At 62.4% G+C, this 14,907-nt stretch carries 18 protein-coding genes; 7 read left to right on the top strand and 11 right to left on the bottom strand.

The features are described from left to right. Positions 1-150: 150 nt before the first annotated feature. Both ABSE61_RS26560 and ABSE61_RS26555 read left to right on the top strand, forming a co-directional pair. Complete coding sequence (locus ABSE61_RS26560; protein ID WP_423874122.1) at positions 151-1,368, top strand: ABC transporter substrate-binding protein; 1,218 nt, start codon at positions 151-153, stop codon at positions 1,366-1,368. A gap of 156 nt (positions 1,369-1,524) precedes the next feature. After that, positions 1,525-2,313, top strand: a complete 789-nt coding sequence (locus tag ABSE61_RS26555; RefSeq protein WP_423874121.1) for an enoyl-CoA hydratase — start codon at positions 1,525-1,527, stop codon at positions 2,311-2,313. Positions 2,314-2,488: 175 nt separating this feature from the next. On the opposite strand, the gene ABSE61_RS26550 is transcribed toward ABSE61_RS26555, so the two are convergent. The 3 genes from ABSE61_RS26550 to ABSE61_RS26540 are packed head-to-tail and all read right to left on the bottom strand — an operon-like array spanning position 2,489 to position 5,604. After that, positions 2,489-3,292 (bottom strand): enoyl-CoA hydratase/isomerase family protein, encoded by an 804-nt coding sequence (locus ABSE61_RS26550; protein ID WP_423874120.1) that lies wholly within the window; start codon positions 3,290-3,292, stop codon positions 2,489-2,491. 50 nt (positions 3,293-3,342) lie between these two features. Continuing rightward, entirely contained in the window at positions 3,343-4,503 is a 1,161-nt protein-coding gene (locus ABSE61_RS26545) for an acyl-CoA dehydrogenase family protein (RefSeq protein WP_423874119.1), read from the bottom strand. Positions 4,504-4,539: 36 nt separating this feature from the next. Then, positions 4,540-5,604 carry an acyl-CoA dehydrogenase family protein gene (locus ABSE61_RS26540; protein ID WP_423874118.1) on the bottom strand — a complete coding sequence of 355 codons (1,065 nt, stop codon included), beginning with the start codon at positions 5,602-5,604 and terminating at the stop codon, positions 4,540-4,542. Positions 5,605-5,811: 207 nt separating this feature from the next. On the opposite strand from ABSE61_RS26540, the gene ABSE61_RS26535 reads away from it, so the two are divergent. Further along, entirely contained in the window at positions 5,812-6,594 is a 783-nt protein-coding gene (locus ABSE61_RS26535; protein WP_423874117.1) for an SDR family NAD(P)-dependent oxidoreductase, read from the top strand. A 104-nt stretch (positions 6,595-6,698) separates the two neighbouring features. Here ABSE61_RS26535 and ABSE61_RS26530 read toward each other — a convergent pair whose 3' ends face one another. Together ABSE61_RS26530 and ABSE61_RS26525 are read right to left on the bottom strand one after the other, a co-directional pair. Further along, positions 6,699-6,974, bottom strand: coding sequence for a GlsB/YeaQ/YmgE family stress response membrane protein (locus tag ABSE61_RS26530; protein WP_423874116.1), 276 nt, complete (start codon positions 6,972-6,974; stop codon positions 6,699-6,701). A 46-nt stretch (positions 6,975-7,020) separates the two neighbouring features. Beyond that, positions 7,021-7,605: a YidB family protein gene (locus ABSE61_RS26525; protein WP_423874115.1), complete on the bottom strand. Its 585-nt coding sequence runs from the start codon at positions 7,603-7,605 to the stop codon at positions 7,021-7,023. Positions 7,606-7,735: 130 nt separating this feature from the next. Here ABSE61_RS26525 and ABSE61_RS26520 point away from each other — a divergent pair, with 130 nt between their 5' ends. Beyond that, positions 7,736-8,752 carry a 2-dehydropantoate 2-reductase gene (locus tag ABSE61_RS26520; RefSeq protein WP_423874114.1) on the top strand — a complete coding sequence of 339 codons (1,017 nt, stop codon included), beginning with the start codon at positions 7,736-7,738 and terminating at the stop codon, positions 8,750-8,752. A gap of 157 nt (positions 8,753-8,909) precedes the next feature. Here ABSE61_RS26520 and ABSE61_RS26515 read toward each other — a convergent pair whose 3' ends face one another. The 5 genes from ABSE61_RS26515 to ABSE61_RS26495 form a co-directional block, all read right to left on the bottom strand. Next, positions 8,910-9,479: a hypothetical protein gene (locus tag ABSE61_RS26515; protein WP_423874113.1), complete on the bottom strand. Its 570-nt coding sequence runs from the start codon at positions 9,477-9,479 to the stop codon at positions 8,910-8,912. 120 nt (positions 9,480-9,599) lie between these two features. Continuing rightward, complete coding sequence (locus ABSE61_RS26510) at positions 9,600-10,175, bottom strand: hypothetical protein (protein ID WP_423874112.1); 576 nt, start codon at positions 10,173-10,175, stop codon at positions 9,600-9,602. Positions 10,176-10,259: 84 nt separating this feature from the next. Further along, entirely contained in the window at positions 10,260-10,517 is a 258-nt protein-coding gene (locus ABSE61_RS26505; protein ID WP_423874111.1) for a hypothetical protein, read from the bottom strand. A gap of 144 nt (positions 10,518-10,661) precedes the next feature. Continuing rightward, complete coding sequence (locus ABSE61_RS26500; RefSeq protein ID WP_423874110.1) at positions 10,662-11,426, bottom strand: hypothetical protein; 765 nt, start codon at positions 11,424-11,426, stop codon at positions 10,662-10,664. Beyond that, on the bottom strand, positions 11,423-11,953 hold the full coding sequence (locus tag ABSE61_RS26495; protein ID WP_423874109.1) for a caspase family protein: 531 nt from the start codon (positions 11,951-11,953) through the stop codon (positions 11,423-11,425). Before ABSE61_RS26495 ends, ABSE61_RS26500 begins: the two co-directional genes overlap by 4 nt. A 174-nt stretch (positions 11,954-12,127) precedes the next feature. On the opposite strand from ABSE61_RS26495, the gene ABSE61_RS26490 reads away from it, so the two are divergent. Beyond that, positions 12,128-12,502: a DUF1496 domain-containing protein gene (locus ABSE61_RS26490; RefSeq protein ID WP_423874108.1), complete on the top strand. Its 375-nt coding sequence runs from the start codon at positions 12,128-12,130 to the stop codon at positions 12,500-12,502. 110 nt (positions 12,503-12,612) lie between these two features. Here ABSE61_RS26490 and ABSE61_RS26485 read toward each other — a convergent pair whose 3' ends face one another. Next, positions 12,613-14,004: a PQQ-dependent sugar dehydrogenase gene (locus ABSE61_RS26485; RefSeq protein ID WP_423874107.1), complete on the bottom strand. Its 1,392-nt coding sequence runs from the start codon at positions 14,002-14,004 to the stop codon at positions 12,613-12,615. 163 nt (positions 14,005-14,167) lie between these two features. On the opposite strand from ABSE61_RS26485, the gene ABSE61_RS26480 reads away from it, so the two are divergent. Together ABSE61_RS26480 and ABSE61_RS26475 are read left to right on the top strand one after the other, a co-directional pair. Then, positions 14,168-14,320, top strand: a complete 153-nt coding sequence (locus tag ABSE61_RS26480; protein WP_423874106.1) for a hypothetical protein — start codon at positions 14,168-14,170, stop codon at positions 14,318-14,320. Positions 14,321-14,441: 121 nt separating this feature from the next. Then, positions 14,442-14,907: sterol desaturase family protein (locus ABSE61_RS26475; protein ID WP_423874105.1), on the top strand; the 466-nt coding region annotated here is incomplete at its 3' end.

Here is a 14,907-nt window from a genome sequence, read left to right as displayed (position 1 = left end):
CTTTGATTATAACATTTGCAAAAGTGCCTGCCACACCGGGATGCAAATGCTAGAATCGGACCTAGCTTGCCGCTGCCGGACGCTTGCGGCATGATTGCGATAACGGCAATTGCGTTTCTACCGCAGTGCGATCAGGGCAGGGAGCTTTTCATGAGACGGGTTCTTTCCGGCTTTCTTGCCGGCTTTCTCGGCGTGGCGTGTGCTGCGACGGCTACCGCTGCGTTCGCGCAAGGCAAACCGCCGCTGAAGCTCGGCGGCGTCCTCGATATGTCCGGGCTTTATGCCGACATCACCGGGCCGGGCGCCGAGATGGCCGCGAAAATGGCGGCCGAGGATTTCGGCGGCGAAGTGCTGGGCCGCAAGATCGAGATACTCGCGGCCGATCATCTCAACAAGGCCGACCTTGCCGCCAATATCACCCGCGACATGATCGACAATCAGGGCGTCGAGATGATCTACGACGTCGCCGCCTCGGCAACCGCGCTCGCCGCCGGCGAGATCGCCAAGGCCCGTAACAAGATCATCATGTTCTCTGGCCCCGGATCCATCCGTCTCAGCAACGAAGCCTGCGGTCCTTACACGGTGCACTATGTGTTCGACACCTATTCGCAGGCCAATGTGACCGGGCTCGCCGCGGTCAAGCGAGGCCTCGACAGCTGGTTCTTCATCACGGCCGATTACGCCTTCGGCCATGACCTCGAGAAAGACACGGTCAACGTGGTGCAGAAGTCCGGCGGCAAGGTGCTTGGCGACGTCAGGCATCCGCTCAACTCGTCGGACTTCTCGTCCTATTTGCTCCAGGCGCAGGCGTCCAAGGCTAAGGTGATCGGGCTTGCCAATGCGGGCGGCGATACCATCAACACGATCAAGCAGGCGGCGGAATTCGGCATCATGAAGGGCGGGCAGAAGATATCGCCGCTGCTGGCTTTCATCACCGATATCGACGGCGTCGGGCTCGATACCGCGCAGGGTCTGCTGCTCGCGGAAGCCTTTTACTGGGACCTCAACGATGACACCCGCGCTTTTTCCAAGCGCTTCATGGAGCGGGTGGGACGTGTGCCGGGCGCGGCGCAGGCCGGCGTCTATTCGTCGGTCACGCATTATTTGAAGGCGGTGAAGGCGGCCGGCACCACCGACGCCGCCGCCGTTATGAAAATCATGAAGGAAACCCCGATCAACGACATGTTTGCGAAAAATGGCCGGATTCGCGAGGATGGCCGCATGGTGCACGACATGTATTTGTTCGAGGTCAAGAAGCCGCAGGAGTCGAAGGGCCGTTGGGACGATTACAAGCTGCTGGCGACCATTCCCGGCGACGAGGCGTTCCAGCCGCTCTCGGAATCTCGGTGTCCGCTGGTGAAGAAGTGACGGCCTTTCGTCGTCCCCGCGAACGCGGGGACCCGTACGCCGTGGCCTATCGTTTCGGACGCGGCGAGATAGCTTGGCAACAACTGGCGTCCGGGATTTTGGGTCCCTGCGTTCGCAGGGACTACGCCAACCAATAACAATAAGGAATAAACCGCGATGAGCGAAACCGTCCTGCAGAACCTCGAATCCGGCCTGTTGACGATCACCATGAACCGGCCTGAGCGGCGCAACGCGCTCAATCCGGACATGACGTTGGGTCTGGTGGCGGCGGCGCGGCGCGCGGCTGAGGATCACGAGGTCCGTGCGGTTCTGCTGAAAGGCGCTGGAGGCACCTTCTGCGTCGGCGGCGACGTCAAGTCGATGGCGGAAGGCCGGGCGCCGATGTCGTTCGAGAACAAGATGGTGAACTTGCGGCGTGGCATGGAAGTCTCGCGGGTCCTACACGAGATGTCGAAGCCTGTAGTGGCTCAGCTCGACGGCGCGGCCGCCGGCGCCGGACTTTCGATCGCGCTTGCCTGCGATCTTCGCGTTGCCTCTACGTCGGTCAAGATCACGACGGCCTTCGCTAAAGTCGGTCTGTCCGGCGATTACGGCGGGACTTATTTCCTGACCCAGATGCTCGGCAGCGCCAAGGCACGCGAGCTTTATCTGATGTCGCCGGTATTGACCGCGCAGGAGGCGCTGGCGCTCGGCATGGTCACGCGCGTCGTTCCTGACGCCGAAGTCGACGCGGCGGCGCGTGAACTTGCGATGTCGCTGGCGCAGGGGCCGACGATCACGCTCGGCTACATCAAGCGCAACATCAACAACGCCGAGCGATTGCCGCTGGAAACCTGCTTCGACGCCGAGGCGTTCCATCATTCACGCGCGGGCGAGACCGCCGATCACAAGGAAGCTGCGAAAGCGTTCGTCGAAAAGCGCAAGCCGGTGTTTCAGAATCATTGAAGAAATAGCCATCAATATAAAATATTCGACAGTCGTCGTCGCCGCGAACGCGGGGACCCATAACCACAGCTGTTTGTGGTTACAGATGGTCTCTACCTCAGTGCACCCTTGATAGGTCGCGGCGTATGGGTCCCTGCTTCCGCAGGGACGACATGTTGATATAGCGGCGCTTGCCTCACCGCCCCTTGAAGTTGGCGACCCGCCGCTCTTCGGTCGCCTTGACGCCTTCCTTGAAATCTTCGGTGGCGCGGAGCCGCGTCTGCTCGGCGAGTTCGTGGTTGGTGGCGGCGAGCACGCGGTCGGCAAGCCCGGCGCGCATCGTGGCGCGGGTCGAGAGCAGGCCAAGCGGCGAACACTCGGCGATTTCCTGCGCGAGCTTCATGGCGCGTTCACGAACCTGATCCTGCGGCACGCATTCATTGGCAAGGCCCATCCGGGTGGCTTCCTCGCCGGTGACCCGGCGCGACGTGTAGAAAATCAGTTCGGCGTTGTTCTTGCCGACCAGTTCGGGCAGCGTCACCGTCAGCCCGAAGCCGGGATGAAAGCCGAGCTTGGTGAAGTTGGCGGAAAAGCGCGCCTCCGGACAGCTGACGCGGAAATCCGCCGACACCGCCAATCCAAGCCCGCCGCCGATCGCGGCTCCATGCACGGCTGCGACGATCGGCTTTTGGGCGCGGAAGATGCGTACGGCCTGGATATAAAGGTGCGCGATCGGGCCAAGCCCTGTGGCCGGATCGGCTTTGGCGCGCGCCTCCTGCTCCTGCCGCGCCGGATCGTTGAAATTGGCGCCGGCGCAGAACGCCTTGCCTTGCGCGGCCAGCACCGAGGCGCGGATTTCGATGTCGCGGTCGAATTCCTCGAGCGCGTCCGCGATCTGGTTGATCAGCGAGATGTCGAAAAAATTCAGCGGCGGCCGCCGGATTTCAATCACGCCGACATGCCCGATCTTCTCGACGCCGATGTCCTTGTAGGTGCTCATGCGATCCTCGATTCAATAAACTGGAATTAGCGCAGACCAAGCCCGCGCGGCTAGCGCAAACCAAGCCCGCGCGCGATGATGCCGCGCAGCACTTCGGTGGTGCCGCCCTGAATGGTGAGTTTTGGCGCGGTCTTCATCGCGAAAGACAGCTGGTTCTCCAGCGTCTCGTGATTTGAGGCGTCAGGGTCGACGAAGGCGGCGAGGTCGCGGACCCGGTGCGGCAGTTGCTGTTCCCAGATCGTACCGATGTCCTTGACAATCGAGGCTTCCACGACCGGCTCCTTGCCGGCCTGCAACATGCCCGCTACCGACACCGACATCCGCCGCATGGTGTGAAGCTGCGCGACCAGCCGCCCGATGCCTTCGGCGGCACGCGTATCGGGCGAGGGCCCGACCGCACGCACCAGTTCGGTCAGCACGTAATAAGTCTCCAGGAAACGCTCAGGCCCGGAACGCTCATAGGCGAGTTCGGATGTCGCCTGTTTCCAGGCGCCGTCGATTTCGCCCAGCATCTGGTCGTCCGGAACGAAATGGTCGGTGAATACGACTTCGTTAAATTCGAACTGCCCCGTGATCTGGCCGATCGGGTTGACCTTGATGCCCGGCTTCTTCATGTCGACCAGAAACTGCGTCAGGCCGTGCCGGCGGTTTTCCTTGGTGGGCGGCGAGGTGCGGAAGATCGCGATCATGTAATCGGCGATATGCGCCGACGAGGTCCATATCTTGGTGCCATTGATCAGGAATCCACCGTCGGTTTTGGTCGCCTTGGTCTTGGCCGCAAACAGGTCCGAGCCGGAATTCGGTTCGCTCATGCCGATCGCAAAACAGACCTCGCCGCGGCAGATCCGCGGCAGGATGTCCATCTTGATGCGTTCGGTCGCGTATTTCAAAAGCACCGGCCCGCTCTGGCGGTCGGCGACAAAGAAGCGCCGCGTCGGCGCATTGGCGACGCGCATCTCCTCGGTCACCACGTAGCGCTCGAGGAACGTGCGCTCGTGGCCGCCATATTTCTTCGGCCAGGTCATGCCGAGCCAGCCGCGCGCGCCGACGCGGCGGGAAAATTCCGGGGCGTCGCTGTCCTCGCGGTTCGGCTGGTGCGGATCGAAGGTGCCGGCGGCGATTTCCTCGGCGAGAAACGCGCGCACTTCCTTGCGCAGCGCGACGCATTCGGGCGGAAGGCGGATCGGATCGAAACGAAGGGCTGCGGTCATTGGGTTACGTCCGGGAATCTCACGAGGTTGATTGAGTTAGCGCGAAGCGACCAGCGGCCACAGTTCGTCGGCACCGTTGGCGGCCACGCGTTTGCCGAGTTCGACCGCCCAGTAGCTCTCGGAGCCGAAATCGTCGCGCCAGGCCAGCGCCCGCAACGTGTAGCGATGCAGGATGTGCTCGATGGTGAAGCCGATCGCGCCGTGAACCTGATGGGCAATCGCTGCGGCCTTCTCGGCCGCTTCCGAGCAGCGGATTTTTGCCGACGCCGCTTCAAGGAAGGCAGCGTCAGGCGACGCGCCGGTTGCAAACGCGTCCGCCGCCGAGGTTGCCGCGGCCAACGCCGCCGCCGACTCGCCGGCCAGCTTCGCCAGATTGTGCTGGACCGCCTGGAACTTCGAAATCTTCTTCTCAAACGCAACGCGTTCGTTGGAATAGCGCACGCTGATCTCAAGCATCGTCTCAAGGCTGCCTGCAATCTGCAGGCCGCGGGCGACCGCGCCCATCAGAAGCAGCGCGGTCAGGTCGAAGCCGTCGGGCGCGGGCTTGACGGCAACCGGCGTGACGCGATCGAAGGTTACTGTGTCGTTGCCGTCGCCGCCGAGATTGCGGCTGGATTCGATCCGGCACTTGGCCGCTTCGATCAGCGTAATCGAAAGCTTTCCGCCATCGCCTTGCGCGAGCACCGCGATATGTTTGGCCTCACTCGCGAAGGGGATGCCGCGCGCGCGGCCGGACAAGGTGCCGTCGGCGTTGAGCGTGATGCGGTCTTTCGGGCCGGCTGGCGCGAGCGTCATTTCGCCTGCGGGGCACGAAATCTTGGCCTGCGACAACAGCCAGCCCGCCAGCATGGTCTCGGCGAGCGGTACGCCAATCGCAAAACGCCCCGCGGCGCTCAGGACGCCAAAGCCTTCGGCCAGCGAGGCGCCGGAACCGCCATATTCTTCGGTAACCCAGGACAGCGGCAGGCCGGCTTCGCTCAACGCCTGCCACAGCGGCGCTTTCCAGCTGTCTTTCTTGTCGCTGTTGATGGTTTGCGCATCGGCCAGATCGGCAAATATCCGCTCGGCGGTTTGCGCAACAATGTTCTCGGCTTCTATCACGGCGTTCCTCGGCAGGCTTTTGTTGCGGCCATGATGGGGAAAAGGCGTAGACCTGACAAGCGTTAGTGACCGCAATGCCCCCTGCGGGTGCGGAATGAAGCGACGCCGGTTCGGGCATACGGGTTATTCCGCGCAATGGAGTTTCTTTAGGGTGCAATCGTGTGGTAGATCGCCACAAACATTCAAAATCAAGCTGAGGAAAATGCGATGTCGAAGGATGGTTTGTGCGCTGTTATCACCGGCTCGGCCTCGGGTCTTGGCGCCGCGACGGCGGCCATTCTGGCCAAAAACGCCGCGCGCATCGTCATCAACTATTCCTCCAGCCAGAAAGAGGCCGAACAGACCGCCGATCTCTGCCGCACGGCCGGCGGCGAGGTGGTCGTGGTTCAGGGCGATGTGTCGCGCGACGAGGATTGCCGGAAGATTGCGGCCGCAGCCGCTCCGTGGGGACGGCTCGATGTGCTGGTCAACAATGCCGGCACCACCAAGCACGTTCCGCACGACAATATGGACGGTCTCTCGGCGGAGGACTTTCAGCGCCTGTTCGGTGTGAACACGATCGGGCCGTTCCAGATGGTGCGGGCCGCGCGATCGCTACTGGAAGCGGGCGCGAAGGCGTCTAACCGCGCGTCGTCCGTCGTCAATGTCTCGTCGGTTGCAGGCATCAGCGGGGTCGGCTCTTCGGTCGCTTATGCGGCGAGCAAGGGGGCGCTGAATACGATGACACTTTCGCTGGCGCGTGCGCTCGCCCCACTGATCCGCGTCAACACGGTATGTCCCGGCTATATCGACACGCCCTGGTTCACCAAGGGCCGTGGCGTCGAAGGAGCGGCGAAGATCCGCGATTCCGTGGTCGCCAAGGTGCCGTTGAAGCGGGCTTCCACCGCCGAGGATGTCGCGGGCGTCGTCTGCTTCCTCGCCTTGCCGCAGTCGGGCAACATGACCGGCGAGATCGTCCGGATCGACGCCGGCGCACATCTCATCGCCTAGAGCGTTTTCGAGCGAAGTGGGAATAAAGAAGAAAACGCGTCAAACAAAGACCACACGCTCGGGAAAACATCCGGGGCGCTGTCAGCGCCCCGGAATGAAGACGACTACCTGTTGAAGTCCCGGACCACGCCGCTTGCCACCAGCCTGTTCCAGATGAACAGCACGATCAGCGCGCCTATGGTGGAGGTGATGAAGCCCGCGCCCTGGTCCGGGCCATAGTGACCGATCGCCTGGCCGATCCAGGTGGCGAGGAACGCGCCGACGATGCCGAGCACCGTGGTGAGGATAAAGCCGCTCGGATTGTTGGGGCCCGGCGAGAGCAGCCGCGCGATGATGCCGGCAATAAAGCCGACAATGATGATCCAGATGATGCCGCCCATGACTATCGTCCTCCTCGAAAAGCCAGACTAAAAAATAACGGCTCGCTTAGAGCCGGTCAGATAATTCGCTTTCTGTCGGCAGCCGTCCATCCGGCGTCAGGTGGTTGACCACCTCGGGCAGATGCTGGCTGAGGCCGTTCAGCAATTCATCGCGCGACAGGCCGCTTTGCGACATCAGGCTGTTGATCTGATCGGCGCCGAGCGCGTTGGCAAGATCGCCGGGCGCGATCTGCTTGTTCGGACCCGGGCTCACCCATGAATTGGCGGTATCGCCATGGCCGTTCTGCTGAAGCTGCTTGAGCAGATCGCCCAGGCCGCCGCTGATGATGCTGCCCGCCGCGCCTCCGGCGAGTACGCCGCCAAGGCCGCCTTTGAGAACGTCGCCGAGACCGCCAAGACTCCCGCCAAGACTTCCACCGCCCAGACTGCCGCCAACTTCGCCAGGGGTTGGCGCCGGCGTTGGTGCCGACGTGGAGGCCGAGCCGCCGCTGATATGTTTGACGGCCTTGTAGGCGAGTAGTGCCAGGATCGCCATGGTCATCGGCGACATGCCGCCGCCGGATTGTGTGCTCGGGGTGGAGGGGCCGCGCGGTCCGTTCTGCATTCCGTTCAATACGTCGAGTAAGCCCATCGTCATCTCCTGCCGATCATCCGCCCCGCCGGGGAGGAACCTTATCGGCGCGGTATGACGGTTACAAGGCGACAAGCCTGCTGTGGTCGGCTACCAGAGCCATCTGCTTGAAGGTTGGGCGGAGCAACAAATGGCACAGGGTCGGCCGATCGTCGTGGCGGGTGCCGGCAGCATCGGCTGCTTTGTCGGCGGCCTTTCGGCCAGTGCTGGCCGTCGCGTCTCGCTATTGGCGCGCCCACGCGTGATCGCGGAGATCGAGCGCTTCGGCTTGACCCTGACGTGCCTAGAGGGCTCGTCCTGGCATGTGGCATCTCAGCAATTGAAGTTGTCCGGGGAACCGGAGGCTCTCGCCGAGGCGAGCGTCGTGCTGGTCGCCGTCAAGAGCGCCGATACCGCCGAAATCGCCGACGCGATCGCGCTTCACGCGCCGCCCGATGCCGTCATCGTCAGTTTGCAGAACGGCGTCGCCAATGCTGCGCTGCTGCGCAGCCGGCTGCCGGGGAGGACGGTGCTCGCGGCCATGGTGCCGTTCAATGTCATCGCGGCGGGCGAGGGGCGATTTCATCGTGCCACCTCGGGCGATATCGTGATCGAGCGCGATGCGGCCGATACTGCCGCAAGACTCTCAGTGCCGGGGCTTGCGATGCGCCCGACCGACGATATCGCGGGCGTGCAATGGGGCAAGCTGCTCGTCAACCTCAACAACGCCATTAATGCGCTGTCCGGCCTGCCGCTGCGCGAGCAACTTAGCGACCGCGAATGGCGACGATTGTTTGCCGACCAGATTGCCGAAGGCTTGATGGCGGTGCGCGCCGAAGGCATCAAGCCGGTATCGCCGACGCCGGTGCCGCTGAGCCTGGTGCCGCATCTGTTGCGGCTGCCCGATGCGCTGTTTGCGATCGCACTGGCGCCCGCCATGAAGATCGATCCGCAAGCGCGCTCATCGATGTGGGAAGACCTCGATCGCCGCCGCCGCACCGAGATCGATTACCTTCAGGGCGTCATCACCGCCATCGCCGATCGTCGTGGATTGAACGTCCCGCTGTCGCGCCGCATCGTGGCGCTGATCACCGCGGCCGAGACGGCGAAACAAGGTTCGCCGCGGCTGACGGTCGCGCAGGTTCGGGCGGGGGTTTCGAAGAGCTAGTGTCCCGATTCCGAAGTTCGTAGCATTTTACGGAGCCACGTTTCGAACTTCGGAATCGAAAGGACACTAGCAAACCTAGTGATCTAGTGTGGCTTTGGTTCAGAAGTCCGCATAACGAACTCGCGGCGACAATGATGCGGACTTCTGAACCGCCACACTAGCTTCGCTTATCCTTGCTCGACGAAGATCCGAACAGGGCCTTTTTCAGGTCCTTGATGCCTTCCGAAAGCCGTGGCCATTCGCAGGAGAAGGAATGCTGCTGACAAGCAGCTTGCTTGACGCGCCGGGGGTCGCTTGCAGGCACTGGCGGCTTGGCGATGCCGCCGGTCGTGGGAGCCGCGCGATCGCTCTCGCCCGTTAACGAGGCCTGCTGCTGCAATTGCTGCTGTTTCGCGGCAAAGGCCGCCGCGATGTTTCGACGCCGCTGATTTTCCAGATAGATCGCATATTGCTCGTCGATCTGCTTTTGCTCTTCCGGCGTCGGGTTGGGGCCTGCGATGTCGAAGCTTCGATTTTGCATGAAATCGAAATAGGTGTAGCCGCCGCTTGGTTTGCGGCGGCCGGCGAATCTCGCGTTACATTCGGAAAGCGCGGTCCGTCTCGCGTCCTTGCTCGCAGCCTTCTCGGCGACGTCGGCGCATTCCTCGAAATCGGACGGCCCGCGAGACCACCACTGCGCGCCCGCCCGCGCGCACGACAGCGCAGCACAGCCGATCATCGCGGCCATCAAGACGGTCCGGGTATGTGACACACTCAACAACGACGTCCTGCAGTGAACTCGAAAAACCAAAGCTACCTGCAGATTGTCGCCATTACCCGCCGCCGAGTCGACCCCGCGACCGGGGAGTTACGCACAGGAAGAACAGGCTTGACATTCGCCGAAATCAGTTACCGAAAACGTTGCCGCTCTGGATCGAGCAGCTCTCGCCGCTAGTTTTGACCGAATAGAAATCGTACTCACGGCCGGTGATATGCTGGTGATGCGTGTGGACTGTGCGCCGCCTGTCTTGCCTGACACGACATGCGCGCTGCAGCCCTGAAAGCCCGAATCGAAGCTGACCGAGACCAGCAGCGCGCCGGCATTGCCGCGCGGCATGGTCGTGCTCATCGAGTTGCCGCTAAAGCTGACGGCCCTCGCCGAGCCGTCGCCTTGCACGGTGTCGCGTTGTCCCGACCTTGTTCCGCGCCCCCTCGATACCGACATGCTGACGCGGCTGAAGGCGCGGCCTTTGTCGCTGACATAGACCGACAATTGTCCCGACGCTGTCACCGCGGTCGGAGCAGCGTCGCGGTCGGTGGTCTGCATCCGGCTTTCGGTCCAACTCACGATCACCGACTTGCCGTAAAGCTGGGCAGGTGCAGCAAAGGCCGTCGATGTGGTCATCGCGAGCGTGAGGATGGCGGCGGAGATACGGTCAATCATTGGTCTGGCCCCAATCATTTGGCGTGAAATTTTATCGGACTCGATTTTCGAGAGAGACGTTTTGAAGGAAATAACAGCGGCCGATTATTCGCAGTAGCTTTTCCCGTTGAAGGAGAAGCACTTTCCGCCGCCTCCACCGCCCGCAGGGGCCGCACGCTGCTTTGGCGCCGGGTCTTGTGTCGCGGTGCGCGGCTTTGACACCGGATCGGGGCGTTTCTCGCAGACGCCGCTCGAATTCAGGAAGCTGCCGCTGCCACAGCTGATCTGGACGCAGCGGCCGCCATCCTCCTTCTGGCCCTTGGCGCAGATCAGCGGGCTGACGCGGTCGGACTTGCTGCGCACCACATCCAGCGCGTCGAGGCTCGCGACTTTGACGTCGAACTGGGTATTGGCGTTCTTGTTGAACAGTTCGAGCGCCTTGCGCGAACTGTCGTCCCAGGTGCCGTCAACATTGCCGGCATTGCAGCCGACGCGTTTCAGGTGCGCCTACAACAGCCGCGTGACGTCGGCCTGGTCGATTTGCGGCGCTGTCGGCGCTTTGGGCGCGGCCTGGCCTGGCGCCAGGCTCGCAAGCTTGTCGGCGTCGTCCTTATTGGCTTCCTTGACGGCGCGTTTGGCCTGCTCGGCTTTGGCGAGTTCGACCTGGCGCTGCGCTTCAGCGATTGCCTGGCGTTTGGCTTCCTCAACCTGTTGCCGGGCGGCCTCGGCCTGTTGCTGCGCCAGTTCGACCTGCCGCTTTGCCTCGTCGAGTTCTTTCTTGGCCTGCTCGGCGACCTGGCGCCGGGCTTCTTCGAGGTCTTTCTTTGCCTGCTCCGACAGCTTCTGCTTGGCCTCGGCGGTCTGACGCTGGCTCTGCTCTTCCAGTTGCTTGCGCAACTCCACAGCCTTCAACGCGGCCTGCTCTTCGGCATCGCGCCGCGCATCGTCGGCCTTGGTGCGGGATTCCTGTGCGGCCGCGAGCTTGCTGGTCTGAGCCCGCGCCAGGTTCGCATAAAGGCCGTTCGGATGGCTGGCGAGGAAGGAATCCCAGGCCTCTTTGGTGCCGATTTGGGCGGCAAGCTCATAATCGACGCGGGCTTCGGTTTCCGGATCAACCGGCTTTGCCGCAGGCGGCACCAGCGACATGGTCTGCCTGCCGAGCGAACCGTAGACGAACGGCTCCTGCCGGTTGCCGGTGCTTTTGAGCACATCGTCGCGCACACGGCCGAAGGCGAGGCGCAGATCAAGCCCCGGCTCGGCAATGTGCTTCACCAGCGCCGTCGCGAACGGACTGTGGCGCCATCGCCGTCGCTCGCCACCGCGCCCGCCTTGGCCGCGAAGGCAATCAGCGTGTCTGTCATGGTAGGTTCGATCTTGGCGAGGCCGCGGCCGACCGAGCGGCTGGCGAGGCTTCGCTTCATCGTATTGGCGAAAGGATTGTCACGGCAGGCGTCGAGGATCACGAGCCGCAGCCGCTTGGTGCCCTCAAGCGCCTTGAGCACCCGGTCGAGCGAGACGGTCTCGTTCTCGATGTCGAAGTCGCTGACGAGTTTGGCGTCCGCCGGCACCAGATAATTGGTGCCATCGACCTCGATGCCGTGTCCGGCGTAATAGACCACCGCGATATCGGCGTCGCGCGAGGTTTCGGAGAATTCGCGGATGACCCGGCGCAGGTCGACGATGCCGAGGTCGCGCTGATTGTTGATGGTGTCGAAGCCGGCCTGCTTGAACAGGGCCGCGACCACGTCGGCATCGCGCGCGGGATTGGCGAGCCGGGGCGCCTGCTGATATTTGGACATGCCGATGACAAGGGCGACGCGCTTGTCAGCGAGCGCCGGATCTGTCGAAAGGCAGAATAAAAATCCAAATAAAAAAGGAATGCGGACCGCACCCCGGGCCCCCAAAAATTTGTTACGCTTTTTCATATCAATCGGGGGCTTAACCGGCAAGCTGCCCCTGAAGGGAGAGCCGAGATGATGCGCCGCTTGATCCTGTCGCTCGCCTTAGCAACCTGCCTGGGCGGGGCCTGGAATACGGCTTGGGCTGCCCCTGAGCCCAAGCCGGACGCTAGCCCGGCCTGCCTCTATGAAAGCAAGACCTACAGCGAGGGGGCTTTTGTTTGCGTTCAGAAGTCGCTGATGCTGACGTGTACGGCCGATGGCGATCGCATGTCATGGAAGCCGGTTGCCGACAAAGACATCAACGACCGCTGTACGAGGCCAACGGTGCAACATTATCCGGAGCAGACGCGCCCGCGTAGCCACCGGCGATACTTCGTACACCGGGCTTTTCCCTATGTGGAAAATCCGAAGTGTTTCGTGTTCAACGGCAGGGAATATTGTGAGTAGCCGTCCGCGCTGGCGCTCGCCTTGGCACTTATTTTTGCGCATGATCTCCGCGCAAGCGCTTTCGCGTTTGTCGCGACGGAAAACCGCTACACACTGTTCCGGATGATGCGCTAATGTCTGATGCGCCAGATCGTGCCGTTGCCGTCTTCCGAGACCAATAGCGCGCCGTCGCGCGTGACCGTGACGCCGACCGGGCGTCCCCACACATCGGAATCGCCGGCGACAAAGCCCGTCATGAAGTCCTGATATTCGCCGGTCGGGACGCCGTCTTTCATGCGGATGCGGATCACCTTGTAACCTGTTCGCTTCGCACGATTCCAGGAACCATGCTCGGCGGCAAAACCGTCGCCGCGGTATTCGGAAGGAAATGCGCTGGCGTTGTAGAAGGTGAGCCCGAGCGAGGCCGAATGCGCCTGAATCAGCACGTCGGGAACGGTGACCTTGTCCTTCAGGTCTGGCCGTTCGCTTGCGTGACGTGGATCCTCATGGTTGCCGATATAGAACCAGGGCCAGCCGTAGAAGGCGCCCTCGCGCACGCGGGTGACATAGTCGGGGACGAGGTCATCGCCAAAACCGTCGCGCTCGTTGGTCGAGCAATAGGCGTCGCCGGTGGTCGGGTGAACGGCGAGCCCGACGCAATTGCGGATTCCCGTGGCAAAGATTTTTGGTTCCGTTCCGTCCGGGTTGAAGGAAAGCACGTCGGCGCGGCGGGCCTCATAACCGGAGCTTGCGCCAAGTGCGAGTTTTGAGTCGTCGGAAGGGTTGCTCTTGATTCCTTCCGCATCGTTGCTGGCCGAACCGACCGAAACCAGCATCCGCTTGCCGTTCTCAATGAAGACGATGTCACGGGTCGAATGCCCGGCCGCATGCGGCAGCTCGGCGACCACAGTCTCGGGTTCGTCTTTGGCTTTCAGGTCGCCGTCCTGGTAACGAAAGCGGACCACGCTGTCGGTGTTGGCCACGTAAACCCACTGCGGCTTGTCGCTCGGGAAAAACGTGATTCCAAACGGCTGGTTGAGGCCGCCCGCGTAGATTTCGTTTTTGACCGGCTTTGAACCGTCTTGCGAAAGCCGCAGCACGCGAATTCGCCCCGAGCGGGTTTCCGAAACGAAAATATCGCCGTTCGGCGCCGTCTGCATTTCGCGCGGTCCGCTCAGGCCCTCGGCGAGCAGTTCAACTTTGAACCCATCCGGCACCTTGGGCATCGCGGCAGCTGGCCGCGGCACCACATGCGAGACATTGGCGGACGAAGCGGTGGCACCGGGTTTCGGCAAATCGGATGGGCGGATCAGGCGAGCGAGGCCCGGCCTGTCGGCCCGCCAGTCGCCGAACGCGGCCGATCCGGTCAGCGGTGCCGATTGGGCCAAAGCAGAAATCGAGGCAAGCGTCGCGATCGTACCCGCAAGCAACACTGCGACACACAACGCCGGCGTCGATCGTCGAACGAGGTCAAATCGCCGCGCGCTGGAAATCTCCGGCGCTGTCGCCGCGGGTCGCTTCATGTTTGGCACCTTTTCGTTTTGTCAAAGCTGAAGGTATCGGCTGGATACGACATCGGCGAGAGGGGATTTGGCGCGTTGACGGTGATGTGTACGGTGAACCAATTTGTTTTTCGGACGTCATATCAGCAACAGCCCTTGTCGGCTGCCGGCGGGGAACTTTTGGATGTGCGACGTATGCGACGAGCTCGACGAAAAGATCGAGCACTACAAGAAAGTAAGGGTGGCGATGACCGACCAGCTGACCATCGAACGGATCAAGGCGCTGATTGCTGAACTGGAAGCGCAGAAGGCCGCGCTGCACCCGGAACAGAAATGAGCCGCACATCTTCAGACCGCCGAAGGAGACGCTGGCGGCCGGCTGCCTTCTCCTATATTTTCGCTTCATCGCCCGAGGAAGAAAAATAAAATACAGGGCAATTGCGGGAGGACGGCCGGAAATGTTCCTCGTGTTTCTTCGTCACGGCAGTGTGGCCGCGCTTCTGGCAGGTGTCGCCATCCTGGGGCTGGCGTTTTTGTCCGGTTGGATCGAGCCGAGGCTCGCCTTGATCCTGCTCGGCGCGCTGTTGTTTTACCTCAGCGAATACGGCATGCATCGGTTTGCCTTTCATGCGCCGCCGCTGTCATGGCCGCCGGCCCGCAAGCTGCAACATCGCCTGCATTACGATCACCATGTCGAGCCCAGCCGGCTCGACCTGTTGTTTCTGCCGATCTGGTTTCTGGTGCCCAACCTCGCCGTCGCTGCCGCTCTGGTGGCGCTGGTGTTCGGCGCGGAAGGCTCAGCGTCCGCGCTGTTCGGCATGATGCTGGCGATCCTGCATTATGAATGGGTGCACTACGTCGCCCACATTCCCTATCAGCCGCGCACGCGATTGGGCCGCTGGATCAAGCAGTACCATTTGCGCC

Origin of the sequence: Bradyrhizobium sp. (assembly GCF_049519115.1) — a bacterium.
GTDB lineage: Bacteria > Pseudomonadota > Alphaproteobacteria > Rhizobiales > Xanthobacteraceae > Bradyrhizobium.
This window is presented reverse-complemented; position numbering and strand designations above follow the sequence as displayed.

Excerpts from the sequence above, each read along its gene's own strand:
- ABSE61_RS26530 (WP_423874116.1), bottom strand. The coding sequence starts at position 6,974 with ATGGGCGGCATCATCTGGATCATCATTGTCGGCTTTATTGCCGGCATC.
- ABSE61_RS26480 (WP_423874106.1), top strand. The coding sequence starts at position 14,168 with ATGTGCGACGTATGCGACGAGCTCGACGAAAAGATCGAGCACTACAAG.
- ABSE61_RS26515 (WP_423874113.1), bottom strand. The coding sequence starts at position 9,479 with ATGGCCGCGATGATCGGCTGTGCTGCGCTGTCGTGCGCGCGGGCGGGC.
- ABSE61_RS26550 (WP_423874120.1), bottom strand. The coding sequence starts at position 3,292 with ATGAGCACCTACAAGGACATCGGCGTCGAGAAGATCGGGCATGTCGGC.
- ABSE61_RS26560 (WP_423874122.1), top strand. The coding sequence starts at position 151 with ATGAGACGGGTTCTTTCCGGCTTTCTTGCCGGCTTTCTCGGCGTGGCG.
- ABSE61_RS26555 (WP_423874121.1), top strand. The coding sequence starts at position 1,525 with ATGAGCGAAACCGTCCTGCAGAACCTCGAATCCGGCCTGTTGACGATC.
- ABSE61_RS26545 (WP_423874119.1), bottom strand. The coding sequence starts at position 4,503 with ATGACCGCAGCCCTTCGTTTCGATCCGATCCGCCTTCCGCCCGAATGC.
- ABSE61_RS26495 (WP_423874109.1), bottom strand. The coding sequence starts at position 11,953 with ATGTCCAAATATCAGCAGGCGCCCCGGCTCGCCAATCCCGCGCGCGAT.
- ABSE61_RS26490 (WP_423874108.1), top strand. The coding sequence starts at position 12,128 with ATGATGCGCCGCTTGATCCTGTCGCTCGCCTTAGCAACCTGCCTGGGC.
- ABSE61_RS26485 (WP_423874107.1), bottom strand. The coding sequence starts at position 14,004 with ATGAAGCGACCCGCGGCGACAGCGCCGGAGATTTCCAGCGCGCGGCGA.
- ABSE61_RS26525 (WP_423874115.1), bottom strand. The coding sequence starts at position 7,605 with ATGGGCTTACTCGACGTATTGAACGGAATGCAGAACGGACCGCGCGGC.
- ABSE61_RS26510 (WP_423874112.1), bottom strand. The coding sequence starts at position 10,175 with ATGATTGACCGTATCTCCGCCGCCATCCTCACGCTCGCGATGACCACA.
- ABSE61_RS26535 (WP_423874117.1), top strand. The coding sequence starts at position 5,812 with ATGTCGAAGGATGGTTTGTGCGCTGTTATCACCGGCTCGGCCTCGGGT.
- ABSE61_RS26520 (WP_423874114.1), top strand. The coding sequence starts at position 7,736 with ATGGCACAGGGTCGGCCGATCGTCGTGGCGGGTGCCGGCAGCATCGGC.